The sequence below is a fragment of the Pseudomonas alkylphenolica genome (assembly GCF_004025535.1).
In the GTDB taxonomy this organism is placed as follows: Bacteria; Pseudomonadota; Gammaproteobacteria; order Pseudomonadales; family Pseudomonadaceae; genus Aquipseudomonas; species Aquipseudomonas alkylphenolica_A.
This window is the reverse complement of record NZ_QJRG01000033.1, coordinates 530739-550148: the sequence shown is the minus strand read 5'-3', so window position 1 is coordinate 550148 and position 19410 is coordinate 530739. Positions and strand designations below refer to the sequence as shown.

The following is a 19410-nucleotide window of genomic DNA, read 5'->3' as shown; positions in this document are numbered from 1 at the left end:
GCCGGACCTGGCATCATGACAAACACCAATTACCACAGCGCCGATGCCATCCTGTGCGTGGTACTTCAGTACATAGGGCCGGTACACTGGTCATTGATCATGGTTCCGTAGCAGTGCGCTACGGGCTGGATTGAAGGATTAATGGTGCCGTGACACACACCGTTGACCACGGCACCAATGCAATCATCTGCGTCGTAGACCGCATTACCTTGTTCTGTTTGGACCCGCCCCTGGCTCCTTGGAGCACTCGGCAAGCCGAGAGAGTCTTGCCATTGCAAGTAGTCGCGACGAGCATCGATAATTTCGGCGCAGCCTGTCGTGGATATCAATGCCAGCGCTAACAGGAACGGCATAACTTTTTTCATTTCTGCACCATGTCGCGTATCGGCTTTTTATCGATGGACTCAGCCTCTACATTTTGACAGCCGCCTCGACGACCTGATTGACCTGGGTCATCATCTGAACTTCCACGATTGCCTCTAGAAACCGCATTGGCGATGCCGCCCTCGAAGGCGTTGCCAGATCCACTTCGACTTCGCTGTCAGATCCATTTCGACGGTGCCGAGCAGATTCATCTCCAGCACCTGGGCGATCACGGCGAAGCCGCCATCAACTTCCATGTCGAAGTCGCCATTCACCATCATGACGCCACTGCCAGATCCAACTGGAAAGTGCCGATGAGACCCGGCTCCAACACCCGGTCGACTGTGCCTTGCCGCGTCGATGCGCCAGAAACTTACAGGCTCCACCCTCCCGGTTTCCCCTCGCTAATCAGTTTGCAGCCCACTGATTTACAAGAAGTTATTCGAGCACGAAAACTTTTCCCGCATGTTCTGCTAGTGGCCGCTTTTACCGATCCCATATCTGCCAGCCCCGTACACAGTCCGCAAGGTCCCGCACTAGAGCGCGTCACTGTGGGTAGGACATTTGAACGCCTCAGACTGACAAGCTAAAACCGGCCATCCAGCTCCAGTCCCTCTAAACCGGACTTCTCAGCCTTTAACTCAAAATCACATCACAGCTATTCCATTTTTCAAACACACCGTATTAGCCACCAAAAAACCGAATTTTTCCCGAGTGAATACAGCTCTAGGCACGCAGCTGCTCTAGCACGCGCCTTTGCAGACTCAGGAAAATTATTGCGAATTAACTATAAAGTCGAAGCGCCGCGCTAAATCCAACCCATCCACGCAACTCGTGCCGACACCGTGCCAGACCTCCAGCGCCTGCCGCTTGAGTGCCGAAAGGTCACCCTGGACATACGTTTCGGTCAGCCCCGGCATCGCATGGTTCAGCAGTTGCTCGGCAATCACATAGTTGACGTTCAGATGCTGCCATCCGGCCCGTGCCAGCTTGCGCAAGTCGTGGCTCGACCAGGCACCAGTGCTCAGGCTGGCAATCGCCAACGATGCCCCCGGCCCCGTCAATGCGTGACCATGGCCACCTGGAAACAGGTATACGCTCGGCTTGTTTTGCTGCGCTTTGTACCAACGGATCAGAGCCATCATCGCAGGCGTCAACGGCAGCTCAAGCCGTGTTCGCGTCTTGGTCAGCTCCGCTGGAATTACCCACCACCCAGCGTTCAGGTCGAAGTGATCCCAGCGTGCCTGTCGCGTCTCTCCGATCCGTGTGCCGTGACCGAGCATCAGCAGCGCCAACATACATGGCCCTGGTGACTTCAAAAGACGCTGTGTCAGCAGATCCATCAGCCAGCCAACATCACGCGGAAATAACCGCGCCCCCTTCGGCCTTAAGCGGCCCAGCCCGAAATCCGTGAACCGAACATCAGCCAGTGGATTGACGTTCAGCAGCCCCAGGCGCCTTGCTGTGCGAAACGCCGCGCTCAACATCCGATAGGCATTGCACACCGTCGCTGGGGCCACTTGAGCCTGCATTGGTTGAACCAACAGCCGATCAAGCGTAACTGTGTTCAAGTGATCCACTGGCATGCCCACTAAACGTGGGAGAAGCCAGTTCTTGGCAAGTGATCGGCAACTAGCCTTGCGCGACTTGGAAATCGTGGCCGCGTTCAAGTGCCGCTCCAGATACCACGACACCACGTCGCCCACCGTGTACAGAACACGCAGCACGGCGTCAGGTCGATCACTTGCAGTGCGCAGCAACTGGATGGATGACAACCTCGCATCCATTTCCTTGCAGCCGCAGCGCGGCCAATCCGCCGCTTTCTGCCATTTTCCGTCGTGCACCGTGTACCAAGCACCGCGCCGACGATCTTTGAGATAACGAAACCGTAAATCCGGGTAATGATGGTCGCGTAGGTCGCGAACGTATTCATCTTTCGCCTCGGCTCGAATTGCCGCATCACTGAAATCGATGTAACGCGTCTCACCCATCGCGCACCTCCGCAAAGAATTGCCAGCTAATCGATATTGTTCAGCGAGTAAAGCCACGCTCCACCATCACAGCCGCCACACACAGGGCGCTGTGTAAACCTTCCACCAGAGAGCGCAGTCGACCGTTAAACTCACGTTCCAACGCCTCTACCTGCTCAGCAGTCGCACCTTTCTCGGCGTACTCACGCAAGCGCTCAGCGCGCCACTCTGCCGCGCAGAGGTCCGGACACACGCGCGCGGTCATTGTGATCAGGTCACTCAGGTTGAAGAATTCGCGCAGCAGCTCGCGTACCCTGGCGTTAGCCTCAGCCTTGCCTAGTGATCCGCCACTACGCCCCACGAATAGGCGATCACTTCGGCCAGCACACCAACGCCAATAGCGCTCCAGCAGCACCACGAAAGGCGCTGTCAGCGGCAACGCCTCGCTACCGACCCACCAGACACCGGCCTGTAAGTCGAAATCGGACCATTGTGCTTGCAGTAGTACCTGTACTGGCTGGCCGTAACCGAGTGCCAGCAGGCCGAGCACCGTTGCCAAAGGATCAATGCCGAACCCATCCAGAAGGTCACCAACTACCGTCATAGCCCACTCATAGCCAGTGTTCATAAACACCTCCATAGTTCACGGCCCCCAGTCATCGTTGGTAGCAGATTCCCCTGGTATGGCGCGGTTTGTGGCTTTTCCCAAAGCCCTCGACCCCGCGAGCGGGGCCCCACTCGGGCTAAAGATCAAAGTCAATGATCTTTCGATCATTAGGCAGATCAGAAGCAAAGCGGGGGCGAGGGCTGAATCAGGAATCAGGAATCAGGAATCAGGAATCGGTGAATCGGTGAATCGGTGAATCAGGGCGTTCTCCATCGGTGGGTTAACCTTATCTACCAGTGGATTAACGTGGACCTTGCGTTTGCTCCCCGTGACGTAACCGTTCTTTTTGCGTTCATGAACAGTTAATTCACCATGCCTGTCCGGTAGCGCGCCGTCTTTTTCAGTGCCGTGGGGATTCTGGTGCTTGGTGAAGTTCAACACCTCAATGACTGCCCAACCGGCGACGGCAAATCGCTCTATAAATCCTGCCTTTTCCAGCGCTGTAAGTCCCTGCTCTACCTGGTAGTCATCACAGGGAAACAGCTCCATCTTTATTCGCTTCGGACGGTCCTCGATGCGCCCCTCTCGGTCGGCAAGGCACCAAAGGCCGATGAAAAGCAGACGGTCAAAGGCGGCGAGTTCGGCCAGCATCTCGTTCTTGAAGAAACCGGGCTTGATGTTGCGCGCGCGCGCCATAGCTCAGCCCTTCCCACTGCGATGGCTGGAGCCATGCCAAATGACAGTGCTGTTCGGGTGCCACGAAGTGCAAAAGCCTTCGCCGGTACGATGGAGTAAGTACCAGCCGGTATCGCGTACTTGCTCATCATTATGAGCATGGAATCGATGAATCTTGCCGTCAGGAACCAGTTCACCAGTGATCGGCAAGCAATGGCCCTGATGCTCATTTTTTATACTCATGAGTATCGCCCCAGAACAGTTTGTCGAAAGCCGTACTAGATGCGACGATGGGCGCGCCCACCACTGAGGCAAACCAGTGGTCAGCACAGCCGGACGCGCATACGTCCGGCATTTTTATGTGTTGGCAGTTTTGCCTCGGCTCCTGTCGATTTGCTCTTGCACCCACGCGTTAATCTCCTGCTCTAACCACCCCACTGCGCCACCACGGCCAAGCTGCACCTGTTGCGGAAATGTTTGGTTCAGGGCGTATTTGTAGATCGAGGCTCGGGCCAGGCCGGTTCGCTTCATGACCTCCTCGATTCGCATGACTCGCAGGTTGTCAGTCATTGATCTGGCCTCCTTCATGGCCTCCCTTCAGGCGGCGCTTGCGCGGGGGGGGATTGGGGGGGCGGGACATGAGTCGCGTCCTGAGCCACGCGTCAACCTCCTGGTCAAGCCAGGCCACAGAAGCACTGTCCCCGAGCCTGATGGGCTTTGGAAAAGTGCCCCTTTGCACGGATTGATAGATTGCACTTGAGCGCAGCCCAACACGATCCATAACGTCGCGCAGGCGCAGTAAGAAGATAGGGGGGCTGTCGGTGTGTATGAAGTCCATGTTCGCTCCTCGCGAATTAAGAGCGCCTGAATCAGTGGGCGCCATGGATTCCAATACTATTGCTCGTTTCGGGGCTCGTGTTGCGCGTAATTAACGGCAAGGTATTTACGCGCAAATGCGCCAGGCTCATCAGTTATTTGACCCGATGCAATCATCAGATCACGACTATCACGGAGCATTGAAAGCAGGCGCGGGTCGGTCGGGCGTGTGGATTCGCTTCTCAGCCGTTCATCGCCTTTAGCATGACGGACCATTTGCAACCATGGCTCCTGTTCAGCGAGTCGTTGAGTTGCGGCAGTAACTGATGGCTCCACTGCTCGGAGTTCATCGATACTCAGTACCAACAATGCACGGGTTAACTCATCCCAGCATTTACGTCGGCCCACAGGCTGGGAGCTGGTCACCTGGAAGCCCGGCAAGTCGAGTGCCAAGCTCCAGCAAAGGTTCTTCCAGTCGCCAGCGATAACACCATGGGCCTCAAATAACAGGCCCATCCGGCGCTCTACCTCAGCTATGTGCGCCTTACTTCGGGCGTCACAGTGCTCAGGTGTATGGAGGAGCCCCAGCGGAGCTAACTTAATGGGTTTGGCCAAGTCGTCGCTGTATTTACGGGTCATGCTTCTGCTCGCCCAAACGTGCCATGAATAACATTCACCGCTGGCGGAGTGGTGGCGAACTTTGCCCAGGCCTGCATCAGCTCGCGGCGTTTGTCCAATAGGTTGCTGCGACTGTAAGCGGCCTCGATTTTGTCACGCTCATCATGGGCAAGCGCCAGCTCACAGACTTCACGCGGATAGTGCGTGCACTCACTCGCCCAGGTGCGAAAGGTGGCCCGGAACCCGTGTGTTGTTATGTCTGGTAGATCCATCGCCCGCAGTAGTGACAAGAATGCAACACGGCCCATCACGCCAGATTTACCGGTACCAGGAAACAGATAGGGACTTCCAACAGTGCGCGGAATCGCTCGTAGCAGCTCAACCGCCTGCTGTGGCAATGGGATGGCGAACGCCTGCCGGGTTTTCATGCGCTCGGCTGGCAGATTCCAGATAGCGGACTCTAGATCGAATTCGTCCCACGTCGCCAAGCGAGCCATGCCAGCTCGCGCGGCAGTCAGGATCACCAGTTGTAGCGCTTGAGAGTCACGGTCATTGGCGGCGGCCAGCCTTCCCATAAACGCCGGCAGATCACGCCATGGCATGGCTGGATGGTTAGTCGATTGCGTAGCTCGTTTCTTGTCTGCCCGGCTTAACAGGTTGTCCAGATGGCCGCGCCAGCGCGCGGGGTTCTCGCCGGATCGAAGGCTTAGCGCCTTGGCGGAGTCCAACACGCTTTCTATCTGGCTCCTAACCTCGCTCGCTGTCCGGGGCTTCTCGCTCCAGATCGGCTGCAAAACACGCAATACATGCTCGGTTTGAACCTGTCCGGGCGGCAGCTCCCCTATGACTGGATAGACATAGCGCTCCAATTTGGAAAGCCAGCCTTTGCGCCAGCCATCGGTCACGTGCTGACAGTGTGACCGGTGGTAGTCGGACGCCAGCGACTTGAACGTGACAGATTTTGCTTTTTCCGCCAACCGCTGTTCTTTTTGCCGCTGCTGTTCTGCTTTACGTTCGTCCAGGGGGTCGCGGCCCTGCATGATCAGCGACCGAGCCTCTGTAGCGGCCAGTCGTGCTGCCTTAAGCGTGACGGTAGGAAATGGCCCCAATCCCATATCACGACGTTTGCCGCTGAGCTGAAATCGCAGCAGCCAGGACTTACTACCGGTGGTGCTGATTACAAGGTAAAGCCCATCGCTGTCCAGATACCGGCCTGGTTCACTCAGGTGTTCGACTTGCTTGGGGTTCAATCGGCTCATTCTATTTCCTCGTCGACTGTTCCAACCCCACATACAGCCCCACACATTTTCGTGGGATCAGGTAGATATGGGTGGGATGCTGTAGACAGGATAATACCCGGTAAGCCCCGGTTTAACTAGGTCTTGTGGAGTGCTGTGGACATTTGCGGAAAAGAAAAAGCCCGCCGTCGCTGCGGGCTTTTTTGTGGGCGTAGGGTCGGTGTTCAGCTGCGCCAGCTGTTGAGCAGTTCGGGCAGTTGCGACAGCCGCTGGATCTCGGCGTCAGGTCGGTAGTCGGCGTCCCAGGCCTTACCCTGCGGGTTGAACCACACCGCACGCAGACCGGCGCGCTGGGCCCCGGCAATGTCATCGCCCGGGTGGTCACCGATATGCACCGCTGCCTGGGCCTCGACCTGGCCCTGGCGCAACGCTTCGAGGAAAGGTTGCGGGTCGGGTTTGCCGATCCCGATGTCTTCGGCACACAGGGCGAACTTGAAGTAGTCGGCCAGCCCCAGGCGGCGCACGTCGGCATTGCCGTTGGTGACCACCCCCAGGGTGTAGGTGTGGCGCAGGATCTCCAGCACCGGCTGGACCTCAGGGAAGATATCGACCTGATGGCGGGCATGCAGGAAGACTTCAAAGCCTTCATTGGCCAGCTCGCGAGCCTTGTTTTCGCTGTAGCCGACATCTTCGAGGGCGTGGAACAGCACGCGGCGGCGCAAGGCACTGATGCGGTGGCGCAGCCCGGGCTCGGCGCTCACCAGGCGCTCACGGATGGCGTACAGGTGCTCGACGGGCACCGCACCGAGGTCAGGGGCATTCGCCGCGAGCCAGTCGCGCAACACGGCCTCGGCGCTGACGATGACCGGGGCGGTATCCCACAGGGTGTCGTCGAGGTCGAACGTAATCAGCTTGATACTCATGAATCGCTGCCCTTGCTGCGTTTTGCCCGAGGATGGGCGCTGTCATAGACAGCGGCCAGATGCTGGAAATCAAGGTGAGTGTAGATCTGGGTGGTGGCGATGTCGGCATGGCCGAGCATTTCTTGCACGGCGCGCAGATCCTGGGACGACTCCAGCAAGTGACTGGCGAACGAGTGACGCAACATGTGCGGGTGCAGGTTCTGGCCCAGCTCGCGCTCGCCAGCTGCCTGCACGCGCAATTGAATCGCCCGTGGGCCGAGGCGGCGTCCCTGGCGGCTGACGAACACGGCGTTGTCCTGAGGGGCGCTGATACCGCGTAGCGCGAGCCATTGCTCAAGCGCTTCGCGGGCCTTGCGACCGACCGGTAACACCCGGGTTTTGCTGCCTTTACCACGTACTTCTACCAGGCCTGCGGCGAGGTCGAGTTGGTCGGTGTCGAGGCTGGTCAGTTCAGACAGGCGCAGGCCCGAGGAGTAGAACAGCTCGAGCATGGCCTGGTCGCGGCGCGCGAGAAAGTCGTCTTCCACCGCGCCTTCGAGCAGTTGCAGGGCGCGGTCAGTGTCCAGGGTCTTGGGCAGGCGCCGCTCACCTTTGGGCGCCGACAGGCCGTTGGCCGGATCGTGGCTGCACAGGCCTTCGCGATTGAGGTATCGGTAAAAACCCCGAACGGCCGAGAGCAGGCGCGCCAGGCTGCGCGACGATTGCCCCTGATGGTGCTGGCGGGCAATGAGCTGGCGCAGGTGCTGGATCTGCAGGGCATTCCAGCTGTCGATGTGCTGCTTGGCGCAGAACGCCAGGACCGTCTCGAGGTCGCGGCGGTAGGCCAGCTGGGTGTGCTCGGATACTTGGCGCTCAGTGCGCAGGTGCGCACTGAAGGCCTGGAGCTGGCGCTCCATCAGCGCACCGGGCGCAGGGTCTGGGTAAAGCGTGGTACCACGCGGCCAAGCACTTCGGCGATGTAGCTGAGGAACAGGGTGCCGACGCTGCTTTTGTAGTGCTGCGGGTCACGGCTGGCGATGGCCAGCACGCCATGCAGGCCCTGGTGGTTCAAGGTGGCGACGGCGGTGGAGCCGACCTCCTTGCGCTGCTCTTCACCAAACAGAAAGTCCAGTTCGTGGTCGCGCAGGTTGCCGCTGACGGTCTTGCCGCTGCACAGCAGGCCACCGATGGCTTGCTGGGCATCGGCACTGTTGACCCAGCGACCGACCGGCGCGGCGGCCTCGCCGAACAGGATCAGGCTGACGAAGGGCACCTTGAACTCCTGGCGCAAGCTGTCTTCGACAGCCATGACCACGCTTTCGAGGCTGTCGGCATCGAGCAGGTCGAGGATCAGCCGGCGGGTCTTGTCGAACAGCCGGTCGTTGTCGCGGGCCACGTCCATCAACTGCGAGAGGCGGTGACGCATCTCGATGTTGCGGTCGCGCAGCAGCTTGAGTTGACGCTCCACCAGCGACACGCTGTCGCCGCGCTGGTGAGGGATGTGCAACTCGCTGAGCAGCTCATCGTGCTCGGCGAAAAACGTCGGGTTGTCGCGCAGGTAGGCCACCACGGCGTCAGCCCCGAAGGCGGGCGTCGAGCCCTCGGCACAATGGTCGGTGGGCTGCTCGGCAGGAGCCTGGGGCTGATCGGTCATGGTTGGCACTCACTCATAGACGAACCTGTCCTTCGAAAACGCGTACGGCAGGGCCGGTCATCAGCACCGGCTTGCCCGGGCCTTCCCATTCAATGGACAGGCGCCCACCAGGAAGGTCGATCAGCAGTGGCGAATCCATCCAGCCCTGGCTGATGGCGGCGACAGCGGCAGCGCAGGCGCCCGTACCGCAGGCCTGGGTTTCCCCGGCGCCGCGTTCCCATACGCGCAACTGGGCGCGGTGGCGATCGATGACCTGGATGAAACCGACATTCACCCGCTGCGGGAAGCGCGGGTGGTGTTCGATCTGCGGGCCCAGTTCGTGAACCGGGGCGCTGTTGATGTCGTCGACCCGGATCACGGCGTGGGGGTTGCCCATCGACACCGCGGCCAGCTCGACCTGGCGCCCGGCCACGTCCAGCGGGTAGCTCAAGGCCTGGGCCGGCGCATCGAACGGCACTTCGGCCGGCGTCAGGCGCGGCGGACCCATGTCGACGCAAATCTGACCGTCGTTGCGCACGTCCAGCTCAATGATGCCGCCTTTGGTTTCGACGCGGATGAGCTTTTTCGTGGTCAGGCGCTTGTCCAGCACGAAGCGTGCGAAGCAGCGCGCACCGTTCCCGCACTGCTCGACCTCAGAGCCGTCAGCGTTGAAGATCCGGTAGCGAAAGTCCACTTCCGGATTGCTTGGCGCTTCGACGATCAGCAATTGGTCAAAGCCGATGCCGGTGTGGCGATCACCCCATTGCTTGGCGTGCTTGGGCAGGATGTGCGCATGCTGGCTGACCAGGTCGAGGACCATGAAGTCATTGCCCAGCCCATGCATTTTGGTAAAACGCAGCAGCATGGGTTTACTCCGGCAGCAGGCTTTCGCCAGCGAACAACTCGGCTACGGTTTCGCGGCGACGCACTTCGAAGGCCTGGTCACCGTCGACCAGGATTTCGGCGCAGCGGCCACGGGTGTTGTAGTTCGAGCTCATGACAAAACCATAGGCGCCTGCCGAGTGCACCGCCAGCAGATCGCCTTCGGCCAGGTTGAGCGTGCGCTCTTTGGCCAGGAAGTCGCCGGTTTCGCAGATCGGTCCGACCACATCGTAGGTACGGCCTTCGCCCGCACGCGGTTGCACGGCGGTGACGTTCATCCAGGCCTGGTACAGGGCAGGGCGGATCAGGTCGTTCATCGCCGCATCGACGATGGCGAAGTCTTTGTGTTCGGTGTGCTTGAGGTATTCGACGCGGGTCAGCAAGACGCCGGCGTTGGCCACGATGTAGCGGCCTGGCTCGAACACCAGGGCCAGGTCGCGCTCGCCGAGGCGCTCGCGGATGGCCTTGATGTAGTCGCCCGCCAGCGGCGGCTCTTCATCACGGTAACGCACGCCGACACCGCCACCCAGGTCCAGGTGACGCAGGTGGATACCGCAGTCGCCGAGGCGGTCGATCAGCGCCAGCAGGCGGTCGAGGGCATCGAGGAAGGGTTCCAGGGTGGTCAGTTGCGAGCCGATGTGGCAGTCGACACCCACCACTTCCAGGTTCGGCAACTGGGCCGCGCGGATGTAGACCTCTTCAGCATCGGCAATGGCGATGCCGAATTTGTTTTCTTTAAGCCCGGTGGAGATGTACGGGTGGGTGCCGGCATCGACGTCCGGGTTGACCCGCAGCGAGATCGGCGCGCGCAGACCCATTTCGGCGGCCACCACTTGCAGGCGCTCCAGCTCGTCGGTGGACTCGACGTTGAAGCAGTGCACACCGACTTCCAGGGCACGGCGCATGTCTTCGCGGGTTTTGCCAACCCCGGAGAACACCACGCGATCGGCGCGGCCGCCAGCGGCCAGTACACGCTCAAGCTCGCCACCGGAAACGATATCGAAGCCTGCGCCCAGGCGGGCCAGCAGGTTCAGCACGCCGAGGTTGGAGTTGGCCTTGACGGCAAAGCAGACCAGGTGCGAGACACCCTGCAGGGCATCGGCATAGCTACGGTACTGGGCCTCGATGTGAGCGCGCGAGTAGACGTAGGTAGGTGTGCCGAAACGTTGGGCAATGGCCGACAGGGCCACGCCTTCCGCGAACAGTTCACCGTCGCGGTAGTTGAAAGCGTCCATGGGGTACCCTTACTGATGCTTGTGCGATTGCGACTTTTGACCGTCTTTGCTGTCGTCTGGCAGGTACAGCGGGCCCTTCTGGCCGCAGGCGGAAACAAGGCAGGCAATCGCGACGAGCGCCGCGAGGGAGGAGATCAGGCGCTTCATGGCGTAATCCTTTGAAATAAGCAGTATTGCGCCCGAGTATACCGAGCACCTGCCGCCTTGCCTATGCGGGTGGCCAGCCGTCGGGCGGGGGGTGGCTGTCGGCAGGTGCGCAGGGCGGTATCCTTTGCATTCGGCGCGCTGCACTCGTATCTTGCCCGGCTTGCGTGTGTGCAGACAATTTTGAGGTTCTTGCAATGAGTTTGACTGAAGCGCGTTTTCACGACCTGGTCGACGCGACCCAACAGGCACTGGAAGACCTGTTCGACGAGAGCGGTATGGATCTGGACATGGAAAACTCGGCCGGCGTGCTGACCATCAAGTTTGAAAACGGCAGCCAGCTGATCTTCAGTCGCCAGGAACCGTTGCGCCAGCTGTGGCTGGCCGACAAGTCCGGCGGCTTCCACTTCGACTTCGACGAAGAGTCGAAGAAGTGGACTTGCGAAAAGACCGAAGAGTTGCTCGGCGAGATGCTCGAGCGCATTGTCTGGGAGCGGGCTGGCGAAAAGCTGGACTTCGACGAAATCTGAGATGAGTACTGCAGCCAAGCCGGCCAAGCCGCTCTACAGCAATGTCAGTCCGGCGGTGCCGTCACCGTGTATCAGCACGTGTCGACTGGATGAACACAAGGTCTGCATTGGCTGTTTCCGCCATGTCGAGGATATTCGCCAGTGGCGCTCGGCCGATGACGAGCAGCGCCGGGTGATCTGCCAGCAGGCCCAGGCGCGCCGACAACAGGCAGAAACGCCTTAAACCCTGCGGGTATTGTGTATTTACTTGGCTGTGTTAGTGTCGATGGTGCTTCGGCGATGCCGAATTCCTGCAAACCCCGCCCTTGGGCGGGGTTTTGCTTTATATCGCTCAAAAAAAGGAGTCTGACTGGATCATGAGCACCAAGCCTTCCATTATCGTCACCCGATTGGACGTTCAGCGTCTCGAGCGTCTGATCGACAGCCTCGACGAGAAGACGCAGGATTCTCCGGGTGTGCTCGCCTTGCAGGACGAGCTGGACCGTGCCGAGCAGGTCGGTCACGAGGAAGTTCCGGCCGGTGTCGTGACCATGAACTCCCGGGTTCATTGCCGCGAAGAAGCCAGCGGCAAGGACTATCACCTGACGTTGGTGTACCCGAAGGACGCCAACGCCGATGAAGGCAAGATCTCCATCCTCGCGCCGATCGGCAGCGCACTGCTGGGCCTGTCGGTGGGCGAGCAGATCGACTGGCCGGCCCCGGGCGGCAAGACCCTCAAGCTCAAGCTGCTGGAAGTCGAGTACCAGCCTGAAGCCGCAGGCGATTTCGACCTCTGAATTCACATGTGTGCCAGGGCCTCGTTGAGCGCCAGCTCCAGCTCGCCCTTGTAGCGCAGGTAAAGATTGCTTGAGCCCTGGCCGTCGGCGAGCAAGCCCGACAGGTCAAGGTCGGTGATGTAGCATCGGTAGCGCTCGGCATCCCGGCGCTGCCCGATGATCTGGCGGGCGACCTCTGCGTAGAGCTGGTCGCCATGCTCCAACCCGGAAAACTCCTGTTCGTTGCAATACAGCGTGACCTGCACGTTGCTGCCGCTGCCCGGCTGCACGATGGCCTGGACATCGTAGTAAGGCGTGCCGATGGTGCGTGTCGGTGCCTGCCGCGCTTCCACGCTGCGGGCCTTGCCAGGCCCTGCGGGCATCAGTTGATAGTAGAGAATGTCCAGCGACCCCTGGGCGTGCAGTTTGTCCAGCGGCAACTGCGCATCGCGGCGGAACACAATCGACTCCAGAAAGCGCTGCAGGGGCAGCAGCAGGCTGCTTTCGTCATGGTACGCCAGGCGTTGTTGCCACAGGGCATTGTGCTCATCCAGCACGTAAACATCGGCCCAGACATCCTGAACCCGGTAGAACACCTGGATACACGCGGGTTGGCCCAACGGCAGTACGTGCGCCAGGTCGTGATCCTCCAGGGCGTTACCGTCCAGGTGCAGCGGGCTGTAGTCGAGCCGCTCTTCGCACAGGTAGTTCACCAGTGCTTCGGTGCTGTCGAGGGTGATCAGCTCGACCGCTGCCGGGTGCAACTCCAGTACATGGGCATGCTGCTGGACCTGCAGCAGGTAACGATGATTCAGGCCCTGGCCGAGCAGCGCCTGGGCGGTGTCGAACACCGCTTCGACCCGTTGCGCAATGGCCTGCGCGCGGTTGTGGCAAAAACAGCGGACCTGCAGCCGGGGCCGGTGCTCGGCGCTGCCCAGGCTGTTGAGGTAATCGCGCAGGCAGTTCAGCAAGGCATGCTCGCTGTCGTAACGCTTTACCTGGACTTCGTTCCAGCTGTTGAGCGTGATCTGGTCCAGGGTCAGCACCAGGTTCTCGCGTACGCCGGCGTAACTGAGCGAATCGGTGCGTTCGGTGGTCATTACGATGTTGAGGTCGCGGTGGTGTTGCAAGGGGTCGACGCCGACGTTGACCAGCAACAGCATTTCGTCGACAACGCTCGGTTGCAGCAGGCGCTCATCACTGACGCCCGGCAAGGGCAGGGGCACGCTGTGCTGCAGGCTGCCCAGCAGGTTGAACAGCTCGAATTCGCTGAGGTCGCTGCTGCCGGGGTGCAAAGCCAGGCGGGTGCTGCTATCGATGACTCCGTTGCGGTGGGCCCAGGCCAGCAGGTCGAGTAGCTCGCGGCAGCGTTTGATCGGCGCGAAGTGCTCCCACTCATGGACGCCCAGATTACCGTTGTACAGGCCCCAGAGGTATTGCCCGGGCTCTTTGCGGTTGGCGGACTGGACCAGGGTCAGGGTGTCTTCGGCAAGGTCCGGGGCGATGCCGGGGTTGATGAATTCGATCTTGCCGGCCCGGCGCTCGAAGGCAGCATACAGACGACGACCAAGGACATTGAGGTCGCGTTGGTCGATGCGGTTGCTCGTATTCTGGGAACGGGCGAATTGGCACAGAAAGCGATAGCTATGGTTGAGTTCGGCCACCAGCGTGCGCCGTTCGACCGCGACCTGGCGCACTTTCCACTGGCTGCGGCTGTCGAGCAGGGCCAGTTGGCGTTCGTCCCAGCCCCATTCCTGGCTCAAGCGGCGCAACAGGTTGCGCTGCCAGCTGTTGGCGCGCTGACGCGCCAGGCCGCTGAGCTTCTTGTTGACCTTCAGGTACAGGCTGCGCCGCACCAGCTCCAGGCGTTCGTGCTCACCGCGGGCCTGCAGGTACTGCTCGATACGGCGGTAGACCATCATGTAAGGGTCCAGCTCATCCAGGTCGAGGCGGTTGGCGAACACCGCCTGCTTGAACTGCAGGCTCAGGCACTGTACCTGCGGGTGTTCGCTGGCATACACCTCGGTCAGCAGCAGCTTGAGCACCGACTTGTAAGGCGAGTCGATACCTTTGTAGAGCTGCCACAACCCGGCACCGACAAACTCCCCCGGCGGGATGTGCGCCAGGTGGCCCAGGTCCAGGCAGTCATCGGCACGGATGAAACGTTTGCTCAGCAGGGTCTGGGTGTAGCGCTGATAGCGAAGCTCCTCGTACACCGGTACCAACCACCACAGCGGTGTACGGCCGGCCAGCCAGATCGCGGTGCGGTAGAACTCGTCGAGCAGCAGGTAATGCTGGGTGGTGCCGCAATCGTCGGAGCTCAGCTGGTTATCGCGTTCGCCCTGCACAAAACTGTGCGGCTCGATCAGAAACAGGTGGGCCTCGGCGCCCTGGCTGGCAGCCCAGGCTTCCAGCAGCTGGCACTTTTTGCGCAGTTCAGCCTGCTCGCCTTCGCTCAAGTCGGCGGCATGGCAGACCCAGACATCCATGTCGCTTTGTTCGGCCTGCGCCAGGGTGCCCAGGCTGCCCATCAGGTACAGGCCATGAATGGGGCGCGGCGGGTTGCCGTGGCGGGCCTTGTAGGCGAACGAGCGGGTCAGGCGCTGGGCTTCGAGCAACAGTCGGGGGTCCGGCTCGAAATGCGAGATACCTGCGGGCGTGGTGCCGGACACATAGCCGGGTAACAGCGGGTGATTGACGTGAAAGAACAGTGGCAGCAGGCTCAGCACCAGTTGCTGGCGGCTGGACAACCCCTCCATGGCCCGCTCCAGGCGCCCATGATTGAGCGTCAAAAAGCGCGTGCGCAGCTGGCTGAGCACCTTGCGGTCGATGCCCTCGTCAAGGTCGGGGCGGATTTCGTGGGGGTGATTCATCGCAAGCTAAAACCGGCCATGTGGAGGGACGCTGTGGCGAGTTTAAGCGTTATTTGAATTTTGACGCCAATTTGTCAGCGCAGAGAATCGCGGATAAATCCGCTCCTACAGGGTTCTGTGGGAGCGGATAGTTGCTTGCGCAAATCAGGTTCAGGCTGGCTGGGCGACGTTCAGGATGGTCAGCAACTGCTGTGCGTGTTCGGCAGCATCATGCCCCAGACTGGTCAGGTAGCCGCCGTCCGGCTGGTCGGTCAGTCCTTTGTCGTACAGGCGTTGGGCTGCAGCGATGAGCTCTTTCGACGCAGTGTTATGGACCTTGATGCCTTCCTGGCTGCTATCCAGGTTGAACAGGGCAAGGACTTCCAGCTCGGCAATCAGTTCGGGGGTAAACGACATAGAGACTCCGACTTCCAGACAAGGAGGGCAGCACCGTCGCCGGTGCCTGGTTTTGCAGTGTAGTCAGGGAAATCCTGCTTTGCTTCAGTCCTTTTCCGGCGGCAGCTCGGGCAGGGCGCGCAAGGCGGTTTCGTACCATTCGGTGTTGAAGGCGCGGTCTTCTTCGAGCATTGCGTCAATCTCGTAGGCCAGCACATGGGCCATGAGGTTGAGGATGTCGTCGCGCTCGTAACCCACCAGGGTGAGCTTGTTGAACGTGGCTTTGGCCGCCGGTGGGTTGTCGCTTTCAATCTGGTTTTCGATCGCTTCGATCAGGGTCGACTCGGCGAACTCTTCTTCGTCGTTGTCGATATCGGTTGGCTCGCTCATGGGCGATCTCCTCTGAAGGGGCGTCCAGTTTGCCATGAGCCCGCAGCCAATGCCTTGCTATCGACAAACTCCATGATGCTGGTCAGTACCCGGCCTTGGGTCTATAACTCCTCGGCCAACCCCTTTCCGGCCTGGAGGCTGTATTCATGCTCAAGCTTCATGGATTTGCTGTCAGTAACTACTACAACATGGTCAAGCTGGCGCTGCTGGAAAAAGGCCTGCCGTTCGAAGAGGTGCTGTTTTTCGGTGGTCAGAGCCCGGATGCGCTGAAGAAGAGCCCGCGCGGCAAGGTGCCAGTGCTGGAAACCGAGCATGGCTTTCTGAGCGAGACCAGCCTGATTCTCGAGTACATCGAATACACCCACGCCGGGGACAAGCCACTGCTGCCGACCGACGCCTTTGCTCAGGCCAAGGTGCGTGAGCTGGCCAAAGAGATCGAGCTCTACATCGAGTTGCCGGCCCGCGCCTGCTACCCGGAAGCCTTCTTTGGAGCCAAGGTCGATCCGGCCATCAAGGACAAGGCAAAGGCCGAGCTGCTGGCGGGTGTGGAGACGCTCAAGCGTAACGGCAGCTTCTCACCCTATGTTGCGGGCAACCAGATGACCCTTGCCGACATGAAGTTCTGCTTCAGTCTCGATCTGGCCAGTGCAGTGGGCAAGGAAGTCTTTGATATCGACCTGTTGGCGGACTTTCCGCAGGCAAAGGCGCTGCTCAAACACTTCAAGCAGAATCCCAACGTACAGAAAATCACCGCTGACAAGGAAGCGCAGATGCCCGCATTCCTCGACATGGTGCGTAGCGGCAAGCGTTAAGCCGTCCGCCGAGCAGGCTCGCGGCATTGCGCCGACGAGCCTGTGCGCAGGGCTTAGCGGCTGGCCAGCAGCGCTTTGCCGCGGGCTACAGCGGCCCGGACTTGAGCTGGCGCCGTACCGCCAATGTGGTTACGGGCGTTAACCGAGCCTTCCAGGGTGAGCACGGCGAACACATCCTGTTCAATCTGGTCGCTGAACTGACGCAGCTCGTCCAGGCTCATTTCGGCCAGGTCTTTACCGGTGTCGACACCATATTTCACCGCATGGCCGACAATTTCGTGGCAATCACGGAACGGCAGGCCACGGCGTACCAGGTAGTCGGCCAGGTCTGTCGCGGTGGAGAAGCCGCGCAGGGCCGCTTCGCGCATGATCGCATGGCGCGGTTTGATCGCCGGAATCATGTCGGCAAAGGCGCGCAGGGAGTCACGCAGGGTGTCCGCGGCGTCGAACAGCGGCTCTTTGTCTTCCTGGTTGTCCTTGTTGTAGGCCAGTGGCTGGCCTTTCATCAGGGTCAGCAGGCCGGTGAGCGCGCCAAACACACGACCGGTCTTGCCACGTACCAGCTCCGGGACGTCCGGGTTTTTCTTTTGCGGCATGATCGAGCTGCCGGTGCAGAAGCGGTCGGGCAGGTCGATGAACTGGAACTGGGCGCTGGTCCACAGCACCAGCTCTTCGGAGAAGCGCGACAGGTGCATCATCGCCACGCTGGCGGCTGCGCAGAATTCAATGGCGAAGTCACGGTCGGACACGCCGTCCAGCGAGTTGCCACCTACCGCTTCAAAGCCCAGCAGCTGGCAGGTCAGTTCACGATCGATCGGGTAAGTGGTGCCGGCCAGCGCCGCGCTGCCCAGTGGCATGCGATTGGTGCGCTTGCGGCAGTCGACCAGGCGCTCGTAGTCGCGGCTGAGCATTTCGAACCAGGCCAGCAGGTGGTGACCAAAGGTCACTGGCTGGGCGGTTTGCAGGTGGGTGAAGCCGGGCATGATGGTCTCGGCTTCGCGCTCGGCCTGCTCCAGCAGGCCCTGCTGCAGGCGGGTGATCTCGGCCAGGATCAGGTCGATTTCATCGCGCAGCCACAGGCGGATGTCGGTGGCGACCTGATCGTTGCGGCTACGGCCGGTGTGCAGCTTTTTACCGGTGATGCCGATGCGGTCGGTCAGGCGTGCTTCGATGTTCATGTGCACGTCTTCAAGGTCGACGCGCCAGTCGAAGTTACCGGCTTCGATTTCGCCCTGGATGGTTTTCAGGCCATCGATGATGGTGTCGCGCTCGGCATCGGTCAGTACGCCGACCTTCGCCAGCATGGTGGCGTGGGCGATCGAACCCATGATGTCGTGGCGGTACAGGCGCTGGTCGAAATTGACGGAGGCGGTGAAACGGGCGACGAAGGCGTCGACGGGCTCACTGAAGCGGCCGCCCCAGGACTGATTGGTCTTGTCGGTGCTCATGGATTCACTCGTTGAAGGCGTGAACGGAAAAGTGGCGTCGATAATAGCAGGGTTGAGCGCCAAGCCGCAGGGCGGCGGTCGGGGCAGATGCGTGAATATGTCGCGGCAGGGGTACGCGACAGCGCTCGAACAACAGGATATTTATCGATTGAACGGCAGCGTTCCGGCAACCGTCTACAGTTGGACAGAGGATCTGCATGTTTCCTGCCGATCCAGTGAATCTTTAGCCTTCGTGCGAGTCAGAGCGTGGATCGCCGTGACGGTCGTACCTCACTTGTCTACGCTACCCTTGTGCGAGACTCACGCAGGAATCCAGCGCAATATGAATGTCCTGATCGTTGATGACGAACCCCAAGCCCGGGAACGCCTGAGCCGACTGCTTGGCGAACTGGAGGGTTATACAGTGCTGGAGCCCAGCGCCACCAATGGCGATGAAGCTCTGGCCCTGATCGACAGCCTCAAGCCCGAGGTGGTGCTGCTCGACATTCGCATGCCCGGCATGGACGGCCTTCAGGTCGCCGCCCGGTTATGCGAGCGCGAAGCGCCACCGGCTGTGCTGTTTACCACCCACGAAGACGAGTTTGGCGTGCAGGCCTTCAAGGGCAGTACGTTGAGCTACGTGCTCAAGAGCACCGATGCTGCAGGGCTGCGCGAAGCCTTGCGCAAGGCCGAGCGGCCAAATCGGGTACAGCTCTCGGCACTGACCCGGCCGGCCGCCGAAAGCGGCAACGGGCCGCGCAGCCATATCAGTGCGCGAACCCGCAAAGGCATCGAGCTGATCCCCCTGGACCATGTGATCTACTTTATTGCCGATCACAAGTACGTGACTTTGCGTCATGACGGCGGGGAAGTGCTGCTCGACGAGCCGCTCAAGGCCCTGGAAGACGAGTTCGGCGAGCGTTTTGTGCGTATTCACCGCAATGCGCTGGTAGCGCGCAATCGCATCGAGCGAATGCAGCGCACGCCGCTTGGGCATTTCCAGCTGTTTCTCAAGGGGCTCAATGGTGACGCGCTGATTGTCAGCCGCCGGCATGTCGCGGGCGTACGCAAGATGATGCAGCAGCTTTAGCCCGCAGCGGTTCGATGATTCCACCAGGGATGGTGGTTTTTCCTGTGACATAGATCTGCAGGCGAGCCGGATTGA

The 19410-nt window shown here is 60.4% G+C and carries 24 protein-coding genes and 1 pseudogene; 6 read left to right on the top strand and 19 right to left on the bottom strand.

Going from position 1 to position 19410, the window contains the following annotated elements; translation table 11 throughout:
- Positions 1 to 65 precede the first annotated feature (65 nt).
- The 15 genes from DM813_RS02560 to lptM form a co-directional block, all read right to left on the bottom strand.
- Positions 66 to 365, bottom strand: a complete 300-nt coding sequence (locus tag DM813_RS02560; protein ID WP_128321875.1) for a hypothetical protein — start codon at positions 363 to 365, stop codon at positions 66 to 68.
- Between the two features lie 114 nt (positions 366 to 479).
- A complete protein-coding gene (locus DM813_RS28400; protein ID WP_164897198.1) occupies positions 480 to 644 on the bottom strand; it encodes a hypothetical protein in 165 nt (54 codons plus the stop codon).
- A 492-nt stretch (positions 645 to 1136) separates the two neighbouring features.
- Positions 1137 to 2354, bottom strand: coding sequence for a tyrosine-type recombinase/integrase (locus tag DM813_RS02555; RefSeq protein ID WP_128321874.1), 1218 nt, complete (start codon positions 2352 to 2354; stop codon positions 1137 to 1139).
- 40 nt (positions 2355 to 2394) lie between these two features.
- Positions 2395 to 2961, bottom strand: coding sequence for a hypothetical protein (locus DM813_RS02550; protein WP_128321873.1), 567 nt, complete (start codon positions 2959 to 2961; stop codon positions 2395 to 2397).
- 198 nt (positions 2962 to 3159) lie between these two features.
- Positions 3160 to 3636 (bottom strand): hypothetical protein, encoded by a 477-nt coding sequence (locus DM813_RS02545; protein WP_128321872.1) that lies wholly within the window; start codon positions 3634 to 3636, stop codon positions 3160 to 3162.
- 336 nt (positions 3637 to 3972) lie between these two features.
- Positions 3973 to 4185 (bottom strand): helix-turn-helix transcriptional regulator, encoded by a 213-nt coding sequence (locus DM813_RS02540; RefSeq protein ID WP_241653117.1) that lies wholly within the window; start codon positions 4183 to 4185, stop codon positions 3973 to 3975.
- Positions 4178 to 4453: a helix-turn-helix transcriptional regulator gene (locus DM813_RS02535; protein ID WP_128321871.1), complete on the bottom strand. Its 276-nt coding sequence runs from the start codon at positions 4451 to 4453 to the stop codon at positions 4178 to 4180. The genes DM813_RS02540 and DM813_RS02535 overlap by 8 nt, the downstream gene beginning before the upstream one ends.
- 56 nt (positions 4454 to 4509) lie before the next feature.
- Entirely contained in the window at positions 4510 to 5070 is a 561-nt protein-coding gene (locus tag DM813_RS02530) for a hypothetical protein (RefSeq protein ID WP_128321870.1), read from the bottom strand.
- Positions 5067 to 6308, bottom strand: a complete 1242-nt coding sequence (locus DM813_RS02525) for a tyrosine-type recombinase/integrase (protein ID WP_128321869.1) — start codon at positions 6306 to 6308, stop codon at positions 5067 to 5069. The genes DM813_RS02530 and DM813_RS02525 overlap by 4 nt, the downstream gene beginning before the upstream one ends.
- A gap of 203 nt (positions 6309 to 6511) precedes the next feature.
- Complete coding sequence (locus DM813_RS02520) at positions 6512 to 7210, bottom strand: HAD family hydrolase (RefSeq protein ID WP_128321868.1); 699 nt, start codon at positions 7208 to 7210, stop codon at positions 6512 to 6514.
- Positions 7207 to 8106, bottom strand: a complete 900-nt coding sequence (gene xerC / locus DM813_RS02515; protein ID WP_128321867.1) for a tyrosine recombinase XerC — start codon at positions 8104 to 8106, stop codon at positions 7207 to 7209. Before xerC ends, DM813_RS02520 begins: the two co-directional genes overlap by 4 nt.
- Positions 8106 to 8843 (bottom strand): DUF484 family protein, encoded by a 738-nt coding sequence (locus DM813_RS02510; protein WP_128321866.1) that lies wholly within the window; start codon positions 8841 to 8843, stop codon positions 8106 to 8108. The genes xerC and DM813_RS02510 overlap by 1 nt, the downstream gene beginning before the upstream one ends.
- Before the next feature lie 13 nt (positions 8844 to 8856).
- Positions 8857 to 9687 carry a diaminopimelate epimerase gene (gene dapF, locus DM813_RS02505; protein ID WP_128321865.1) on the bottom strand — a complete coding sequence of 277 codons (831 nt, stop codon included), beginning with the start codon at positions 9685 to 9687 and terminating at the stop codon, positions 8857 to 8859.
- Between the two features lie 4 nt (positions 9688 to 9691).
- Positions 9692 to 10939 carry a diaminopimelate decarboxylase gene (lysA, locus tag DM813_RS02500; RefSeq protein ID WP_128321864.1) on the bottom strand — a complete coding sequence of 416 codons (1248 nt, stop codon included), beginning with the start codon at positions 10937 to 10939 and terminating at the stop codon, positions 9692 to 9694.
- A gap of 9 nt (positions 10940 to 10948) precedes the next feature.
- Positions 10949 to 11086 carry an LPS translocon maturation chaperone LptM gene (lptM, locus tag DM813_RS02495; protein WP_128321863.1) on the bottom strand — a complete coding sequence of 46 codons (138 nt, stop codon included), beginning with the start codon at positions 11084 to 11086 and terminating at the stop codon, positions 10949 to 10951.
- 194 nt (positions 11087 to 11280) lie between these two features.
- On the opposite strand from lptM, the gene cyaY reads away from it, so the two are divergent.
- The 3 genes from cyaY (at position 11281) to rnk (ending at position 12389) form a co-directional block, all read left to right on the top strand.
- Positions 11281 to 11613 carry an iron donor protein CyaY gene (gene cyaY, locus DM813_RS02490; RefSeq protein ID WP_128321862.1) on the top strand — a complete coding sequence of 111 codons (333 nt, stop codon included), beginning with the start codon at positions 11281 to 11283 and terminating at the stop codon, positions 11611 to 11613.
- A 1-nt stretch (position 11614) separates the two neighbouring features.
- The gene (locus DM813_RS02485; protein ID WP_128321861.1) at positions 11615 to 11836 is read left to right on the top strand and encodes a DUF1289 domain-containing protein; all 222 of its coding nucleotides are present in this window, start codon (positions 11615 to 11617) and stop codon (positions 11834 to 11836) included.
- A 133-nt stretch (positions 11837 to 11969) separates the two neighbouring features.
- Positions 11970 to 12389 (top strand): nucleoside diphosphate kinase regulator, encoded by a 420-nt coding sequence (gene rnk, locus DM813_RS02480; RefSeq protein ID WP_107026127.1) that lies wholly within the window; start codon positions 11970 to 11972, stop codon positions 12387 to 12389.
- 2 nt (positions 12390 to 12391) lie between these two features.
- Here rnk and DM813_RS02475 read toward each other — a convergent pair whose 3' ends face one another.
- The 3 genes from DM813_RS02475 to DM813_RS02465 form a co-directional block, all read right to left on the bottom strand.
- Complete coding sequence (locus tag DM813_RS02475; protein ID WP_128321860.1) at positions 12392 to 15241, bottom strand: class I adenylate cyclase; 2850 nt, start codon at positions 15239 to 15241, stop codon at positions 12392 to 12394.
- Between the two features lie 150 nt (positions 15242 to 15391).
- On the bottom strand, positions 15392 to 15637 hold the full coding sequence (locus DM813_RS02470; protein ID WP_128321859.1) for a TIGR02647 family protein: 246 nt from the start codon (positions 15635 to 15637) through the stop codon (positions 15392 to 15394).
- Positions 15638 to 15721: 84 nt separating this feature from the next.
- Entirely contained in the window at positions 15722 to 16006 is a 285-nt protein-coding gene (locus DM813_RS02465; protein WP_128321858.1) for a hypothetical protein, read from the bottom strand.
- Positions 16007 to 16152: 146 nt separating this feature from the next.
- Between DM813_RS02465 and DM813_RS02460 the strand changes: the two genes are divergently transcribed.
- A complete protein-coding gene (locus DM813_RS02460) occupies positions 16153 to 16818 on the top strand; it encodes a glutathione S-transferase (protein ID WP_128321857.1) in 666 nt (221 codons plus the stop codon).
- Between the two features lie 53 nt (positions 16819 to 16871).
- On the opposite strand, the gene argH is transcribed toward DM813_RS02460, so the two are convergent.
- Positions 16872 to 18266: an argininosuccinate lyase gene (gene argH, locus DM813_RS02455; protein WP_128321856.1), complete on the bottom strand. Its 1395-nt coding sequence runs from the start codon at positions 18264 to 18266 to the stop codon at positions 16872 to 16874.
- Positions 18267 to 18485: 219 nt separating this feature from the next.
- Here argH and DM813_RS28890 point away from each other — a divergent pair.
- Both DM813_RS28890 and DM813_RS02445 read left to right on the top strand, forming a co-directional pair.
- Positions 18486 to 18592 (top strand): annotated as a pseudogene (locus tag DM813_RS28890) (sensor histidine kinase); the annotation flags it as partial.
- Positions 18589 to 19335, top strand: a complete 747-nt coding sequence (locus DM813_RS02445) for a LytR/AlgR family response regulator transcription factor (protein WP_128321855.1) — start codon at positions 18589 to 18591, stop codon at positions 19333 to 19335. The pseudogene DM813_RS28890 and the gene DM813_RS02445, both read left to right, overlap by 4 nt.
- The last annotated feature ends 75 nt before the right edge of the window (positions 19336 to 19410 follow it).